14 protein-coding genes and 2 pseudogenes are annotated in these 14,385 nt (G+C 72.0%); 5 read left to right on the top strand and 11 right to left on the bottom strand.

Annotated elements, in window-relative coordinates; all coding sequences use genetic code 11:
* The first annotated feature begins 154 nt into the window (after positions 1-154).
* Positions 155-1,234 carry a multicopper oxidase domain-containing protein gene (locus J2N69_RS32440; protein WP_230903891.1) on the top strand — a complete coding sequence of 360 codons (1,080 nt, stop codon included), beginning with the start codon at positions 155-157 and terminating at the stop codon, positions 1,232-1,234.
* 107 nt (positions 1,235-1,341) lie between these two features.
* Here the strand turns inward: J2N69_RS32440 and J2N69_RS32445 are convergent, their stop codons facing one another.
* Complete coding sequence (locus J2N69_RS32445; protein WP_230903892.1) at positions 1,342-1,818, bottom strand: alpha/beta hydrolase; 477 nt, start codon at positions 1,816-1,818, stop codon at positions 1,342-1,344.
* Between the two features lie 107 nt (positions 1,819-1,925).
* Entirely contained in the window at positions 1,926-2,183 is a 258-nt protein-coding gene (locus J2N69_RS32450; protein ID WP_230903893.1) for an alpha/beta hydrolase family protein, read from the bottom strand.
* Positions 2,184-2,324: 141 nt separating this feature from the next.
* On the opposite strand from J2N69_RS32450, the gene J2N69_RS32455 reads away from it, so the two are divergent.
* Positions 2,325-2,744 carry a hypothetical protein gene (locus tag J2N69_RS32455; RefSeq protein ID WP_230903894.1) on the top strand — a complete coding sequence of 140 codons (420 nt, stop codon included), beginning with the start codon at positions 2,325-2,327 and terminating at the stop codon, positions 2,742-2,744.
* Between the two features lie 95 nt (positions 2,745-2,839).
* Here J2N69_RS32455 and J2N69_RS36870 read toward each other — a convergent pair.
* Positions 2,840-3,018, bottom strand: a pseudogene (locus tag J2N69_RS36870) (IS701 family transposase); the annotation flags it as partial.
* Between the two features lie 162 nt (positions 3,019-3,180).
* On the opposite strand from J2N69_RS36870, the pseudogene J2N69_RS36875 reads away from it, so the two are divergent.
* Positions 3,181-3,329 (top strand): annotated as a pseudogene (locus J2N69_RS36875) (IS701 family transposase); the annotation flags it as partial.
* Here J2N69_RS36875 and J2N69_RS32460 read toward each other — a convergent pair.
* Complete coding sequence (locus tag J2N69_RS32460) at positions 3,287-4,264, bottom strand: acyl-ACP desaturase (protein ID WP_230903895.1); 978 nt, start codon at positions 4,262-4,264, stop codon at positions 3,287-3,289. The pseudogene J2N69_RS36875 and the gene J2N69_RS32460 sit on opposite strands and share 43 nt — an antisense overlap.
* A 218-nt stretch (positions 4,265-4,482) precedes the next feature.
* Here J2N69_RS32460 and J2N69_RS32465 point away from each other — a divergent pair, with 218 nt between their 5' ends.
* Positions 4,483-4,746: an acyl carrier protein gene (locus tag J2N69_RS32465; RefSeq protein ID WP_230903896.1), complete on the top strand. Its 264-nt coding sequence runs from the start codon at positions 4,483-4,485 to the stop codon at positions 4,744-4,746.
* 135 nt (positions 4,747-4,881) lie between these two features.
* Positions 4,882-6,108: a beta-ketoacyl-[acyl-carrier-protein] synthase family protein gene (locus J2N69_RS32470; protein ID WP_230903897.1), complete on the top strand. Its 1,227-nt coding sequence runs from the start codon at positions 4,882-4,884 to the stop codon at positions 6,106-6,108.
* Positions 6,109-6,266: 158 nt separating this feature from the next.
* Here the strand turns inward: J2N69_RS32470 and J2N69_RS32475 are convergent, their stop codons facing one another.
* From J2N69_RS32475 to J2N69_RS32505, 7 genes are all read right to left on the bottom strand, one after another.
* Positions 6,267-7,481 (bottom strand): beta-ketoacyl-[acyl-carrier-protein] synthase family protein, encoded by a 1,215-nt coding sequence (locus J2N69_RS32475; RefSeq protein ID WP_230903898.1) that lies wholly within the window; start codon positions 7,479-7,481, stop codon positions 6,267-6,269.
* Positions 7,478-7,741 carry an acyl carrier protein gene (locus J2N69_RS32480; RefSeq protein ID WP_230903899.1) on the bottom strand — a complete coding sequence of 88 codons (264 nt, stop codon included), beginning with the start codon at positions 7,739-7,741 and terminating at the stop codon, positions 7,478-7,480. Before J2N69_RS32480 ends, J2N69_RS32475 begins: the two co-directional genes overlap by 4 nt.
* Positions 7,738-9,357, bottom strand: a complete 1,620-nt coding sequence (locus J2N69_RS32485; RefSeq protein ID WP_230903900.1) for an MFS transporter — start codon at positions 9,355-9,357, stop codon at positions 7,738-7,740. Before J2N69_RS32485 ends, J2N69_RS32480 begins: the two co-directional genes overlap by 4 nt.
* Positions 9,354-10,127 (bottom strand): thioesterase II family protein, encoded by a 774-nt coding sequence (locus tag J2N69_RS32490; protein WP_230903901.1) that lies wholly within the window; start codon positions 10,125-10,127, stop codon positions 9,354-9,356. The genes J2N69_RS32485 and J2N69_RS32490 overlap by 4 nt, the downstream gene beginning before the upstream one ends.
* A 209-nt stretch (positions 10,128-10,336) precedes the next feature.
* Positions 10,337-11,500, bottom strand: a complete 1,164-nt coding sequence (locus J2N69_RS32495; protein ID WP_230903902.1) for a lanthionine synthetase LanC family protein — start codon at positions 11,498-11,500, stop codon at positions 10,337-10,339.
* Positions 11,501-11,595: 95 nt separating this feature from the next.
* The gene (locus tag J2N69_RS32500; protein WP_230903903.1) at positions 11,596-11,754 is read right to left on the bottom strand and encodes a hypothetical protein; all 159 of its coding nucleotides are present in this window, start codon (positions 11,752-11,754) and stop codon (positions 11,596-11,598) included.
* 18 nt (positions 11,755-11,772) lie between these two features.
* The gene (locus J2N69_RS32505; RefSeq protein ID WP_230903904.1) at positions 11,773-14,385 is read right to left on the bottom strand and encodes a lantibiotic dehydratase; all 2,613 of its coding nucleotides are present in this window, start codon (positions 14,383-14,385) and stop codon (positions 11,773-11,775) included.

A 14,385-nucleotide genomic window follows, 5' to 3' on the forward strand; every position in this document is an offset into this window, starting at 1 on the left:
AGCTAGACCTCTTTCCGCAACTCGCCAATAGGTATCACCGTGATAGCCCGAACTTTGTCCTGCGTGTGGATAAACGCATACCCGGCCGATACCGTGTGGCCGTCCGGGGCATCCCGCGCCCCGTCAGTCTCCGTACGGCAGTGGGGAGTTCGGCATGGACAGACGGAGCTTCAACCGGAGGGTGCTCGCGGGCGGCGCGGCGGCGGCAGCGGGCGTGACATCGTTGTCGGTCACGAACGCGCCGGACGCCGTGCCCGCCGAGGCGCCGCCGAGGACCGCGCCGGCGGGCGGTGAGGTGAAGCGCATCAAGATGTACGCCGAGAAGCTCCCCGACGGGCAGATGGGCTACGGCCTGGAGAAGGGCAAGGCGACCATCCCGGGCCCGCTCATCGAGCTGAACGAAGGCGACACCCTGCACATCGAGTTCGAGAACACCATGGACGTGGCCGCCAGCCTGCACGTCCACGGCATGGACTACGAGATATCCAGCGACGGCACCAAGCACACCAGGAGCGACGTCGAGCCGGGCGGCAGACGCACCTACACCTGGCGCACCCATGCGCCGGGGCGCCGCAAGGACGGCACGTGGCGGCCCGGCACGGCGGGCTACTGGCACTACCACGACCACGTGGTGGGTACGGACCACGGCACGGGTGGTGTGCGGAAGGGGCTCTACGGTCCGCTGATCGTGCGCCGCAAGGGCGATCTGCTGCCGGACAAGACCTTCACGATCGTCTTCAACGACATGACGATCAACAACAGATCCGGCCACGACAGCCCCAACTTCGAGGCCACGGTGGGCGATCGCGTCGAGTTCGTGTCGATCACGCACGGCGAGTACTACCACACGTTCCACGTGCACGGTCACCGCTGGGCGGACAACCGCACGGGCATGCTGACCGGCCCCGACGACCCGAGCCAGATCCTGGACGACAAGATCACGGGCCCGGGAGACTCCTTCGGCTTCCAGGTGGTGGCGGGGGAGGGCGTGGGCGCCGGGGCCTGGATGTACCACTGCCATGTGCAGAGCCATTCGGACATGGGCATGGCGGGGCTGTTCCTGGTGAAGAAGGCGGACGGGACGATTCCGGACTATGAGCCGCATCATCGCGCGGGCGGTGCGGCGAAGTCTTCTGGGGAGCCGTCGAAGGCTGAGGCGCCGGGGAAGCCGGAGGCGGCGACGGAGTCCGGGGCGGCGTCGCGGGATGGCGCCGGGGGGCACGCGCACCACTAGACAGTCACTCCCGGACCGGGCCCCCAAGAGGGGCGGCCGGCGGCAGGAGCGTGGCGAGGTGATCGTCACCGGCACCGGCCGGGGCGGCTACGCCGGAGTCGAGCGGGTCACAGGCTGCAACGGGCGCCGGTGGGCGGGGTTTTGCGGTCGAGGAGGTATGCGTTGACCGCGTCGTCGACGCACTTGCTGCCGCCGAGGAGGTAGGCGCCGTGCTGCCTGCCGTCGACTGAGAGCAGACTTCCGCCGAGAGCTTCCGCCATCGTGATGCCGCCTTTGTGCGGCGTCACAGGATCGCCGGTGACCGATACGACGAGCGTCTCGGGGATGCCTTCGACATCGGAGAGCCAGGGCTCATCGCGTGTCGGCGGCGCCGGCCACGCCTCGCATTCGCTGTGGTGAGTGCCTGTAATGAGCACGCTGATGTCGAACATCGGGGCGGCCTCCCCGATCTTGCGTGCGGGCGCGGTCTGCTGTTCTGGCGTCCGGGGTGAGTCCATGCGGCGCACAGCGATGTTCGTGTCGAAGTCGTGGCCGTAGGCGCCGTCCGCTGTGCGGGCGTAGAAGGCGTCGCGCAGGGCGAGCATCAGGTCGGTGTCGCCCGCTTGGAGCGCGGTCAGGGCGGAGATGACATCGGGCCATTTCGCCTCGGAGTACAGTCCACCGCTGATGCCGAGGTAGACGTCCCAGACGCTCAGGTCCCGGCCGCCGGTGGTCGGTGCCGGCGTCTCGACGAGCGGCTGGACGATCTCGTGCAGGCGGTCGTGCGCAGCCGCGGGGTCGGGCCGAGGACACAGTCGGGCGATTTCGCGCAGAGTGCGGCGAAGTCGCCGAACCGTGCCTGCAGTCCGGTGAAGGAAGAGAGGCGGAACTCGCTCGCCGTCAGATCCGGCGAGACGGCTCCGTCCAGCACGATCGCGCGGACCTTGTCGGGGTGGGCCGCGGCGTACATGGCTCGGAGCCGTAGCTGTAGCCGAGATAGGTCATCGTTGGTCCGGGTGCTCCATCGACTGCTGTGTAGTGGGCCCGAATTGAGCCCTGACTCCCGGTCCGGACGTCGAAGCGGGGTGGCCGCCGACGGGACCATCACGGGGTGATCGAAGCCATCGCCCAAAAGTTCCAGACCGGCACGCAGTGGGTCCGCCCGCCGGAGAGGTACGGCAACTGGCGGGGCGTCTGCACCCGGCTGCGGTGTGGGCTGTCAACGGCGCCGCTGACCACGAAGACCCCCCTCGCGGCCGATGCCCGCTGCCGGCCTCTGGCGTGCATTCTCACCGAGGCCAGGTGGGTGGATGACGCACCCGCCTTCGTCGACGTCATGGCCCGCCTGCGCGCTCCTCGTCGGCGAGACGGCCTCGCGCGCAAGTGCCCGCGGATCGCGCGGGAGGAGCGCGCCTTGTCGGCCAGGACCAGGTCCGGCCTGGTACCTGCTCAGGTACTGGACCGGCGCCTGCACCACCTGCGGCCGCCCCCTCACCAAGAGCAGACCCAGAACCTCACGAAGTACCACTAGTACTCCAGTCCAGAAATCGTTGCCTGAGCTGGTTCTTCTTCGGTAGTGGCAGCGGCGGGCTGTGGCTTGGTGTCGTCTGCGCCAAAGGCACCGTTTCAGGACATGTGCAACAGGTTGGAGGCGGGGTGTCGGGCGGGGCAGCAGAGCGTCCATGAGTCGGCGGACTTCTGCCACGGTGAAGTGGATGATGCTGCTGGAGTCGTTTCTACGGCCCCCCCCTTTCAGTGGTTTGCGCTGCGACAGCGGCCAGGAACGCGTGGGTGAGCATGGCCAGGGGCATACGCGGCGAAGACCCCGATCTGGCAGTTCTCGGTGCGGCCGGCCGTGTCCGAGTGGCTGCAGAGCGCCCCGGACCGCGTCAGCGTCCCAGGAGGCACCGTTCAGCGGATTCCAGTCAGAAATCGTTGCCTGAGCTGGTCGACTCGTTGTTCCAGGCATGGTGGAGGTAGGCGAAGCTGACCTGCGGGCCGGCGAGTTGGAGTCGGTTTTCGCCTGTGTGGCGGGCCGGTTCTCGCGGGTGGATCTCGGTGGCGGATGCGGGACTACACGCGTGGTCCGCTGGCTGGTACTACGCCCATCCGCCGGTCCCTCGCCGCACCCGGTTCCGCGGCTTCCCGATGGGCGAAGCGGTGGGCTCGCCGGGCGGAGTCCCGCATCAGGCCGGAGAGCCGTTCGAGGGCCTGTTCGCCCTCCGTGTTCAGCCCGGTCCGGTCGAACACGCGGAGGCGGCGCAGAAGGGGGCGTAGGACCTCTTGGTGGTGGACGGTCGGTGAGTAGATGCCGGCGCCTGCCATGACGCGGGCCATGCGGGCGTACCCGGGCGCGCTGTGTCCCGGGACCCGGAAGGTTTCGATGACGTGGGCGAGGGCGGCGAGGAAGCGGTCCGGGACGATGTGGGAGGCGGCGTCGAGGACGGTGCGGTAGAAGATCATGTGCCGGTTCTCGTCCTGGGAGATGCGCCGCAGGAGGGCTTCACATCCGGGTTCACCGCACATGACCCGCATGTTGCGGTAGGAGACGCGGGTCGCGAGTTCCTGAAGGGTGACGTAGATGAGGGAGGCGAGGACGTCGTCGCGGTAGTCGATGTCGTACCCGCTCTGGACGTGGGCCGAGCGTGCGTCTTCCAGTGCGACGGGGTCGGTGGCGCGGGTGACGATCAGATAGTCCCGCAGGGCCATGCCGTGTCGGCCTTCTTCGACGGTCCAGCGGTTCACCCAGGTGCCCCAGGCGCCGTCACGGCTGAACAGGTCGGCGATGACGCGGTGGTAGCTGGGGAGGTTGTCCTCGCTGAGCAGGTTGTGGATCAGGCCGGCCTGTACGGCGGGGGCGAGTTGTCGCTGGCCGTCGTGCCACGGCTCACCGGCGTAGACCCCTTCGAAGTTCCGGCCCTGCCCGAAGGGGACGTACTGGTGCGGGTACCAGTCGTCCGCGGCCTCCAGATGCGCGTCGAGCGCTGAGGCGACGGTGGGCTCCAGATCCGAGAGGAGGCGGACGTCCCGGTCGGGGACAGGTGGCTTCATGGATTTCTCCGACGGGGGGGAACAGGCGGCGTAGACCCTTCTAGCGCATGCGGGCCAAGACGCGCGCAAGGGCTGCCGGGCGTGTTCGGCGCGCCGCTGCGGCCTCCGCGAGCGCGGCGCGGCGCCGTCGTCCGTCTGGCCCAGTAACCAGCGGACAGGTGCTGGTGTTGGTCACGGGGACTGCGCGAGATGAGCATGCCGAAGCCCTGGAGACGAGCATGAGCGAGGAAACCGACCGGCTGCATCCGATCGACACGGACGGGCTGGTGGTCCTGTTGCAGGAGTACTTCGCTCTCCCGGCGGGGAAAGCGCAGCCGACGAGCACTCTGGAGACCCTGGGACTGGACTCGCTGGCTCTCATGGAGCTGGCGGTGGTCCTGGAGGAACGCACCGGGGCGGGCCTGGACGACCAGCTGGCCGGGCTCACCCCCGCCCACACCGTGGCCCAGGTCGCCGACGCCCTCCGAAGCGCCCCCGCGTGACGGCTCCCGCCTCGGACCGCCGCGGCAGCGCGTGGGCGCGTGGACCGGCGACCGGAGAGACGGGACCCTCCGACGCGCTGCGCGGCCACGCAGACACAGTGCCGATCGACGACGACACGCACACCGGAGGAACTCATGCCACAGCGCGACGCAGTGGCCGTCACCGGTCTCGGGCTGATCACACCGGCCGGCAACGACCCGGGGACCTTCTGGAAGTCGATTGCCGCCGGGCGGTCCATGGCCCGCACCGACCCGGAACTCGCCGGTCTGCCGGTCGACATGGCCTGCCGCGTCGAGGACTTCGACCCGGTGGTGGAACTGGGGAACCGGCTTGCCCGCCGCCTGGACCGCTTCGCCCACCTCGGCATCGTCGCCGCCCGGCGTGCGGCCGCCGACGCGGGACTGCGCCACGACCGCTGGGACCCGGAGCGTACGGGGGTGGTCCTCGGGGTCGGCTCCAACAGCCTGCGCACCTACACGCAGGAGTTCACCCGGCTCGACCAGGGCCGGCCACGGCGGGTGTCCCCGCTCGCCCTGCCCCGCAGCGTGCCGAGCACGGCGGCCGGAGAAGTCGCTCTCGACCTGGGCGCCCAAGGCCCCAACTTCACCGTCTCCAGCGCCTGCGCCTCGGGCAGCACCGCCCTGGGAACCGCCCGTGACCTGCTCCTCAGCGGCGCCTGCGACGTCGTCCTGGCCGGCGGCTGCGAGGCCGGCTCCGCCATGACCGCCACCTGCTTCGCACAGATGCGCGCCCTGTCCACCCGCGTCGACCGGCCCGCACACGCGTGCCGCCCCTTCGACCGCGACCGGGACGGCTTCGTCCTCGGCGAGGGAGCGGCCGTCCTTGTCCTGGAGCGCGCCGAACACGCACGCGCCCGCGGCGCCTCGCCCCGCGCCTGGCTGCGTGGATACGGGGCTTCGGCCGATGCCCACCATGCCACCGCACCGCATCCCGAGGGGGCCGGCGCGGAGCGGGCCGTCCGCCGGGCTCTGGCCGACGCCGGATGCGCGCCCGGCGACATCGGGCACGTCAACGCCCATGGGACCGCGACACGACTCGGGGACACGGCCGAGGCCCTGATGTTGCTGCGCGTCTTCCGGGGCGCTCCGCCCGCGGTGACGGCGATCAAGAGCATCATCGGTCACGCGCTGGGCGCGGCCGGGGCGATCGAGGCGGTGTGCACGGTCCTGGCCCTGCAACATCAGCGGGTGCCGCCCACCGCCAACCTCACGCTTCAGGACCCGGGCCGGGAACTCGACGTGGTCACCGCGCGGCCGCGCGACGTCGACGCCGCCCCGGCCCTGTCCACCTCGTTCGGCTTCGGCGGACAGAACGCCGCTCTGGTCTTCGCCCCGGCCTGAACCGGCTGTGGCCACGGGGCGATGTGCTCGCCCGGCGGGAGGGCGGCGCGTGTGCCGCACGCGGAGAGCAGACCCGGGAGTAGGCGGCGGGCCCGCCGCGGGAGACCGTACGGTCGAGGAGGTCCGCGCGGCCGCCCGGGCCCGCAGTGGCGTACCGCTCAGCAGCCGGTGAGGACCAGCACCGCGTTCTGCCCGCCGAAGCCGTACGACGCGCTGACCGCTGCCCCGACGGAGACGGCGCGGGGCGTCTTGGCGACGACGTCCAGGTCGATGTCGATGTCGGTGTCCTCGTGGTTTGCGGTGGGCGGGATCAGGCCGCGCTGCACGGTCATGACAGTGATGGCCGCCTCGATGGCACCGGCTCCTCCCATGGCATGGCCGATCGCCCCCTTCAGCGATGTGACCGGCGGCGGCGTACGGAAGACCGTGCGCAGCGCGCGGGCCTCGGCGAGGTCGTTGAGGCGGGTGGCGGTGCCGTGCGCGTTGACGTGCGCGATGTCGCCGGGGGTCAGGCCGGCGTCGGTGATGGCCGCGCCCAGCGCGGCGGCAGCGCCCTTGCCGTGCGGATCCGGGGCGGCGTAGTGCACGGCATCGCATGACGCGGCATAGCCGTCCAGGTAGGCGCGGGGCCGAACCCCCCGCGCTCGGGCGTGTTCGGCGCGTTCGAGCACGAGGACGGCCGCGCCTTCCGACAGGACGAACCCGTCACGGGCGGAGTCGAAGGGGCGGCCGGCGCGAGCAGGGTCATCGGTGCGCCTGGAGAGGGCGCCCATGCGATGAAAGGCGGCAGCGGACGCCGGGAACCGCGCGCTTTCGGCGCCGCCGGTCACGACGATGTCGCACGTCCCGGAGCGCAGCAGGTCCCGCGCTACACCGATCGCCGTGCCACCGGACGCGCATGCTGTGGACACCGAGAAATTGGGTCCGGTGGCACCGACATCGAGGGCGATCTCCGCGGCCGACATGTTCGGCACGCTACGGGGGATGGTCAGCGGGGAGACGTCCAAGGGGCTGGACTCGTAGAGTTTACGGAGCTCGGGCACCACGCGTTCCAGACTGGTGGCCCCCGTGCCGATCACGACGCCCACCCGAGCCGGCTCCCACTCCCGGTGATCCAACGCGGCGTCGGCCAGAGCCTGCCGAGCCGCCACGACCGCCATCGCGGAGAAACGGTCCAACCGCCACCCGGAGGCCCGCACCAGCTTGCGGGGATCGAAGTCGGGCACCTTGCAGGAGATGTCCACCGGCATCCCGGCCAGTTCTTCGTCCCGGGAGGAGGTGGAGACGCCCCGCAGCAGTGTCTGCCAGGTGCTCTCAAGATCAAGACCCGCGGGACTGACGACGCCCAGGCCGGTCACGGCCGTCCGCGTCACGCCTTGTCCGCCGCGGTCAGAACGGCGCCGTTCGCCCGCGCGGCATCCAGCATGGTGACCAACTCGCCCACGGTCCTGGGCATCTCCGTCTCATTGAGGGTGATGCCGGTTTGCTCCTGCAGAACCAGAGCCATCTCCACCAGGGCCAAGGAGTCCATGCCCAGATCCTCGAAGGGCTTCTCCGGAGTGATGTCCGCGGCGTCGATCGGGAAGACCTCGGTCAGGGACTTGGTGATCAGGCCGAGGGTAGTGGTCGTCATGATGTCTCCAGAGTCGATGCGGTTGATGTTCGGACAGGAAGGGCGAGATTCGTCTCCGCCGGCCGGCCCGGGCTGTCCGTCGGTGCCGCCTGGGGCCGGGCTCGCGAGCGGAGCCGGCGTGCCGCCGCCGCGGCGGCCACCAGTACGACCGCGGCCGCGGTCAGCGACGTCACGGTCATGGCCTCGATGAACGCCTGCCGGGCGGCGGACAGCACCGCGAGGCGCTGCTGAAAAGGCAGCCCGGCGGCCTCGCCGGGGACGGCGAGCAGACTGTGACGGGCCGCCTGAGCCGTCCTCGGCCCGGCGGCCTCGACAGCCGGCGCCCGCACGAAGCGCGTGGTGAAGGCGGCGGACAGCAGCGATCCTTGCACCGCGACGCCAAGGGCGGAGCCGACCTGGCGGGTGGCGTCGTTGATCGCCGAGCCAAGTCCGGCCCGGTCGGACGGCACCGAATCCATCACGCATTCCGTGCCCGCCGCGGCCACCAGCCCCACACCCACTCCCGCGAGCAGCTGGAACAGCGCGCAGTGCCCGTAACCGGACTGCTCCGTGGTGGTGGCCCAGAACGCGAAGGCCGTCGCGACGATCAGCAGTCCCGTCACCACCGTGACCCTGATGCCGCACCGACGCTGGAGCACCACCGCCACCCCGGCCCCCGCGGCCAGTCCCGCCGGCAGCGGAAGGGTGCGCACCCCCGCTTCCACCGGGCTGTAGCCGAAGACGCCCTGCAAATACAGCGTGAGCACGAAGAAGCCGCCGAACAGCGCGAACGAGGCGAGCGCCAGCACCGCCGCGGCAACCCCCACGCCGGGCTGTGCCACGAGTCGCAGCGGCAGCATCGGCGTCGGCGTGCGCCGTTCCCACAGAACGAACCCCGCCAGCATCCCCGCCGCGAGCACGAAACCGGCCACTACGGGACCGCTGCCCCAGCCTCGGTGCGGCCCCTCGATGATCGACCACACCAGTGCCAACAGACCCACCGCGGACAGAGCCGCACCCACCGTGTCGAAGACAGACGTCCGCCTCGCACGGGATTCGGGGACCACCACGCACGCCGCGGCGACGATCAGCACCGCCAAGGGCAGATTGATCCAGAACGCCGCCCGCCACGAGGCATGCTCGACCAGCCAGCCCCCGACGACCGGACCGCTCAAACCGCCGAGTCCGCCCACCGCCGTCCAGGCCGCGATGGCCCGGCGCCTCAACTCCCGCTCGGGAAACAGGTGATGCAGCACACCCAGAGTCGCCGGCATCAGCAGCGCCGCTCCCGCGCCCATCCCGCAGCGCGCCACGATCACCTGCCACGCCTGCTCCGCCAGTGCCCCGCCCACCGAGGCGGCCCCGCACAAGGCCACCCCGGCCACAAAAGAACGCCGGCGACCCCACCGGTCGGTGAGAGCGCCCACGGCCAGGACGGTCCCTCCCAGGACCAGGGCGTATCCGTCGACGATCCACTGCACCTGTTCCGTGCTCGTGTCCAGCGCGTCGTGGAGCTGCGGCGCCGCCACGTTCAGCACGGTCAGGTCCATGCCGAGCATGAACAGACCCAGGCACACCACCGCCGCCGCCCAGAACCGTCCCGCCTCGGCCCCGCGTCCGTCGCGGCCCGCGCTCATACAGCGGCCACCACAGCGCCGGCCACCGCTTCGATATCGGTGATCACCTGCCGTGTCAGTGCTCTGGCCTGTCCCCGCGGGTACATGTGATTGCCCGGGAACACCCGGGGCTCCGCAGGCGCGGCGAACAGCTCGTTCCAGGCCCGCAGTTGCTCGACACTGGCGGTCGGGTCGTCCGCGGCGCCGTACAAGGACCATGGAACGTCCAGCACGGCTTCGCTGCGCAAGCGGTGGTGCAACAGCAACAGGCAGTCGGCCAGCAGTGCCGTGTACGCGGCAGCCGCCACGACCGGGTTCCGCACGAACCGCTCGGGCACCGCCCCGCCCACGAGCTGAGCCACACCATCGAAACCGCCGGTCACCAGCGGCAGGAGCCCCTTCGCGTAGGCACTGTCCTGAGGCCCGCGCAAGGAGGAGAGTCCCAGCCACAGGGGGCGGTGACCGCCGGTGGCCCGCAAGTGGCGCACCGCCTCGAAGGCGATCAGCGCGCCCACGCTGTGCCCGAACACCGCGAAGGGCCGCGTGTCCTCACCATCGTCCAGAACACCGGCGACCAACGCGGAGACTTCGGCCGGGTCCGTCAACGACGGCTCCCGCACGCGACGGCCCCTCCCGGGCAGGGAGATCGAACACACCTCCACCCAGGACGGCGCCGCCCCCACCCACGGCAGATAGAAGCCCGATCCGGAACCGGCAGGCGGCACGCAGTACAACCGCACAGCCGCCTCCGGGCGTTCCTTCAACACGACCCGCTCGACCTGGCCTGTCACCAACGCCCACCCATCTCGCTCGCCCGGCCCGGAAGCCGCGGAACTCGGTGTGCCGCGGCCGGACTTCGCAGCCCGCTCGTCATGGTTTCGCGCACCACCGGCCGCGCGGGACCAGCACGCCGCGAGCCGCACAAATTCACCGGAACGAGCAGCTGCCGAGGGCGACCCCCAGACGTCGTCTTCAAATACGGGCTTCGACGTCAGGGTGGTCAGCGCAGGCCGAGGCAGGGCAGCCAGTCCCGGGGGCCGCCCCGGGCCGTGAGCAGGGCGCTCAGCGCGCCCGGGGCGCCGGTCAGCAGTGCGGGGGACCAGGGGGTGGCGAGCGCGTCGGGGAGCCTGGTGCGGAGGTGGGCGGCAAGGCGGGCGCTCAGCGCGGCCGCTACGGGCAGGCGCGCATGCCGGTCGAAGGCGTCGGCCACGGCCAGGACGCCCGCCGCGCCGTGACAGAGCCCGAGGATGTCGGCCGGTCCGTCGCCGAAGAGGTGGAACTGCTCGTCGTACCGCTGGGTGAGCGTCATGAATGCCTCCAGCGCTCGATCGGCGGCCTCGTGGTCGCCGAGCGCGTCGGCCGCGTCCCACAGCGCCCAGGCGATGCCGGGTGTTCCGTAGCACCATGCCTGGCGGGGGTTCGCGCCGCTCGGGGGCGTCCCGTCACCGGCGCCCGGCCAGGTGCGGATACCGCGTTCGTCGACGTATGAGCGGGTGATGAGCCAGCGGACGGCCCGGCGCAGCGCTGCCGCGGTCGCCGGGTCGCCGGTGCGGCGCAGAGCGGCGGTGAGCGCCGTGAGGACTCCGGCGACGCCGTGGCCCATTCCGGTGTTGACACGTCCGTGCGTCCAGGACAGGTGCGGGTGGTCCGCGTACTGGCCGGTGCGCAGCCGGGGCAGGTCGTCGTGGTCGCACAGGGCCTGTAGATGGCTGGTCGCGGTGGCGGGCGTCGGGGAGTCCGTGCCCGCGCACAGGGCGAGCAGGATGCCGGCGGGGCCGGTGATGAGGTCGTAGTCGGAAAAGCCGACGTCCTTCGTCCGCCAGACCGCGGCGACGGAGGCGCCGGTCAGGTGGTCGCGCAGCCGGTCGGCCGCGCCGTACAGCACCGGGTGGAGCCGGGCGCCGAGCCGCAGTCCGACGAGGGTCCCGGCCAGGCCGCTGTCGTACAGGCCGGGGTGGCCGGGACCGCGCCCGGCCGTCCGGGCCCAGACGGCGACGGCGCGGGACGCGGTGGCTTCGGCGTCCGGCCCGCCGGTCGCGGCCACCTGGTGGGCGAGTACGGGGATGCCGGCGTCCGAGGGTTCGGCCGTTCGCGCGGGCTGCGCTGTCCACTTCTCCAGGTAGGTGATGGAGAGAGCGAGGACCGGGTCGTGCGGGTCGTCCATCTGACTCCTCGTCGGACGGGGCCGGGGTGGACGGAGCCGCCCGGACCTGCCGGGCGGCTCCTGGGTGCGGGCACGCGCTGCGGCGCGTCCACGGATCAGGCGCAGATGACGACCGTGTTGCAGACGACGATCGTGCACAGACCGCTGCAGCCTGTGGTGGAAGCCTGCGTCTGGACGAGTTCCGTGTCAGTGATGCGCTCGTCGAGGTCGTCGATGAGGGCGTCGAGGTCGCTGAGTTCGATGGTTTCGGGCATGGTGGGTTCCCTTCTCCGCTAGTGGGTGATGGCCGCCCCGTCGGTCGGTCCGTCTGATGCGGACAGACCGTCGGGGACGTTGTGGGGGGCGTCGTCCAGCAGGGCGTCGGCGGCGGCGCCGGTGTCGCAGGGAAGTCTGAGCAGTACCTGGGCGGCGACGGCGCCGCCACCGTGCAGGGGATCGCGCAGTGGCATGTCACCGGGAGCCGGGAGCATCTCCTCGAAGAGCAGTTCGCTCCCCGGCTGCTGGGCGCACAGCCGGTCGATGACCTGTAGGGCCGTCAGTGCCTCAAGGTCCACGGGTACGGGTTTCGCGCCCGCGGCGGTGCGGAGGAAACCGTGGCGGGGCATTGCGTGCGTGTGCCGCAGGAGCGCGAGGACGCGGGCCTTGCGCAGGGCGTCGTCGCCGGGTCGCCACAGCCGCCTCCGGTCCAGCCGCCAGACGGCCGGGGCGAGGACCAGCTCGCCGGCGGCGGTCAGCCGTGGCAGCCGGGTGCGTCCGGGCAGGGCACTGTCCAGGCCGTCCAGGCGCAGGAGGCGGGATGCGGCCGGGTGACCGGCGGCGAGCAGCACGCGCAGCAGCAGGTGGTAGGGCGGCGCGGGGGTGCGGGTGGCGTGGTGGAGAGGGACGAGACGCCGGCCGTCGGCCTCGGCGACGATCCTTCGGCCGCTGCGACGCACGGTGATCCGGTCCAGGGGGAGGTGGCGGGCGTCGCCACCGCGGGACCCGTAGTACGGCGTCGGGTCGGGGTCACCCGTCCACCAGCCGGTGGTGACCGGGCGGCGCACGGCATTGGCGGCGCGCTCGCCGAGCGGCGGTACGAGCAGCTCCACGAACCGTACGCCGGTGCGGCGTTCGGTTTCCGCGAGGAAGGCGCGGTGGGCGTCGGCGCTGTGGTGGCCGCCGTACAGGGCGTGCAGACCGTCCGTGAACCGGGCGTCGAGCACGCCGGCCGCGGACGCGGTCTCCAGCACGGCCACCGGTCCGTCGCTCCCGGGGGACGTCAGGGGCCGCAGCAGGCAGTCCAGGGGCCAGGGCGGCAGTGCGTCGTCGGCAGGCGGGGCGCCGAGGGTGTCCAGCAGCGCGTCGTCCACGTCGACGGGGTCCGGGCCGGTGTGGGCTCCGAGGTGGGTCAGGAGCCGGGCGTAGCCGGACCCGGTCTCGGTGGGCACGGGCCATCCCTGATACCGGCGCGCAACGGCGGAGGCCGGGCGCGGGTCGCCGTCGTCGAGGGGCAGCAGCGCCGCGAGGATCTCGCTGAGGGGGCGCGGCTGTTCGGTGATCGGGGAGAGTTCCGGTGCCTCTTGCGCGGGGGCGGTGTCCGCGTCGCGCAGGGCGGCGATGCGTGCCGCGACGCGCAGCCCGCGCCGTACCCGCTCGACGGCCGCGGCGGGAACCGGGGCGGTCGGGGCGCGGTAGGAGTCCACGAACCAGCCTCCACCGGTGGGGGCGAGGGGTTGGGGAAGAGTGCCGTGGGCCGTGACGTCCTCGGGCGGGGTCCAGGCACTGTGCCGGACCCGCGGGGCCGCGCAGACCTGGAGGACGCCCGTGAGGTGCAGGTGCTGGAGGAAGCCGCGCACGACAGCCGGGTCCGCGGTCTTGGCGCCGACTGCCCTGGCCAGCAGGATCTCCAGTTCACCCAGCGGGCGCGGTCCGTCAGCGAGCAGGTGCAGCACGGATTCCAGGACGCGGGTGCGGCGCAGGACGACGTGGCGCAGCCGGCCGGGTTCGCGCGGATCGACGACATAGGCCCGTACCGAGCACGGCGGCTCGGTGAAGTGCAGGGGCGCGGGCGCCAGCAGGGTGCCGCCATCAGCGGTGCGCAGGTCGGGCCGACCGGACGGACCGGAGCGGACGAGGTGGACGTTCTCCGTCGCGGTGGTGGCGAGAGCGCCGAGCGCGGTGCCGGGGGCGATCAGCAGATCACCGGGAGCCCGGGTGAGGAGCGGGGTGGTGGCGAGCTGGCCGGCCCAGCCCCTGGGGGTCGTCTTGGCCGCTGCGCGGCCGAGGACCCGCCAGACGCAGGCCGTACGTTTGCGCAGGCTCCTGCCCGTCCAGGACTCGCCGTGCGCCAAGCGCTTTTCGACGTCCGCGAGGAGGCCGGGTGCCGCGCTGTCCACGAGGTTCGTCAGCACGGGGTGGGTGTGGGTCAGCTCCCAGGCCAGCGCCGCCACTCGTCGTTGCCCGTCGGCCACGGCCCGCTCCAGCTGCGACTGTTCGGTGTGGGCCCGCCCGGCCTCGCTCGCCAGTGCCCCGGCCTCGTCCGCCAGCGCGGTCGGGACGGCGTGGCCCGGCAGCCCGGACAGCACTTCCAGGTCATCGGCGCCGGGCGCGTGCCCGGCGTGCAGGCGCCTGCGCAGCGCCAGGACCGCTCGGCGGTCGGTGCCGGCCAGCTTCGGGTGCGGCACGACGTCCGTGCCGAGCCGTGCGGCGAGCTCTCGGGCGCGGTGGGCCCGCTGTTCCTCTGCGCGGGCGTGCCGTGCGATCCGGCCGAAGAGGGCGGGGTCACCGGCGGAGGCCCAGGCTGCGAGCGGCATGCCCGCGATCCGCAGCAGCACTGTCGCACCGTCGCCTCCACCCGGGGCGCTGCCCGTGCCTGCCCCAGGGATGCGGGTCCGCTGCTCATTCAT

The organism is Streptomyces huasconensis (genome assembly GCF_021028635.1).
GTDB classification, from domain to species: Bacteria; Actinomycetota; Actinomycetes; order Streptomycetales; family Streptomycetaceae; genus Streptomyces; species Streptomyces huasconensis.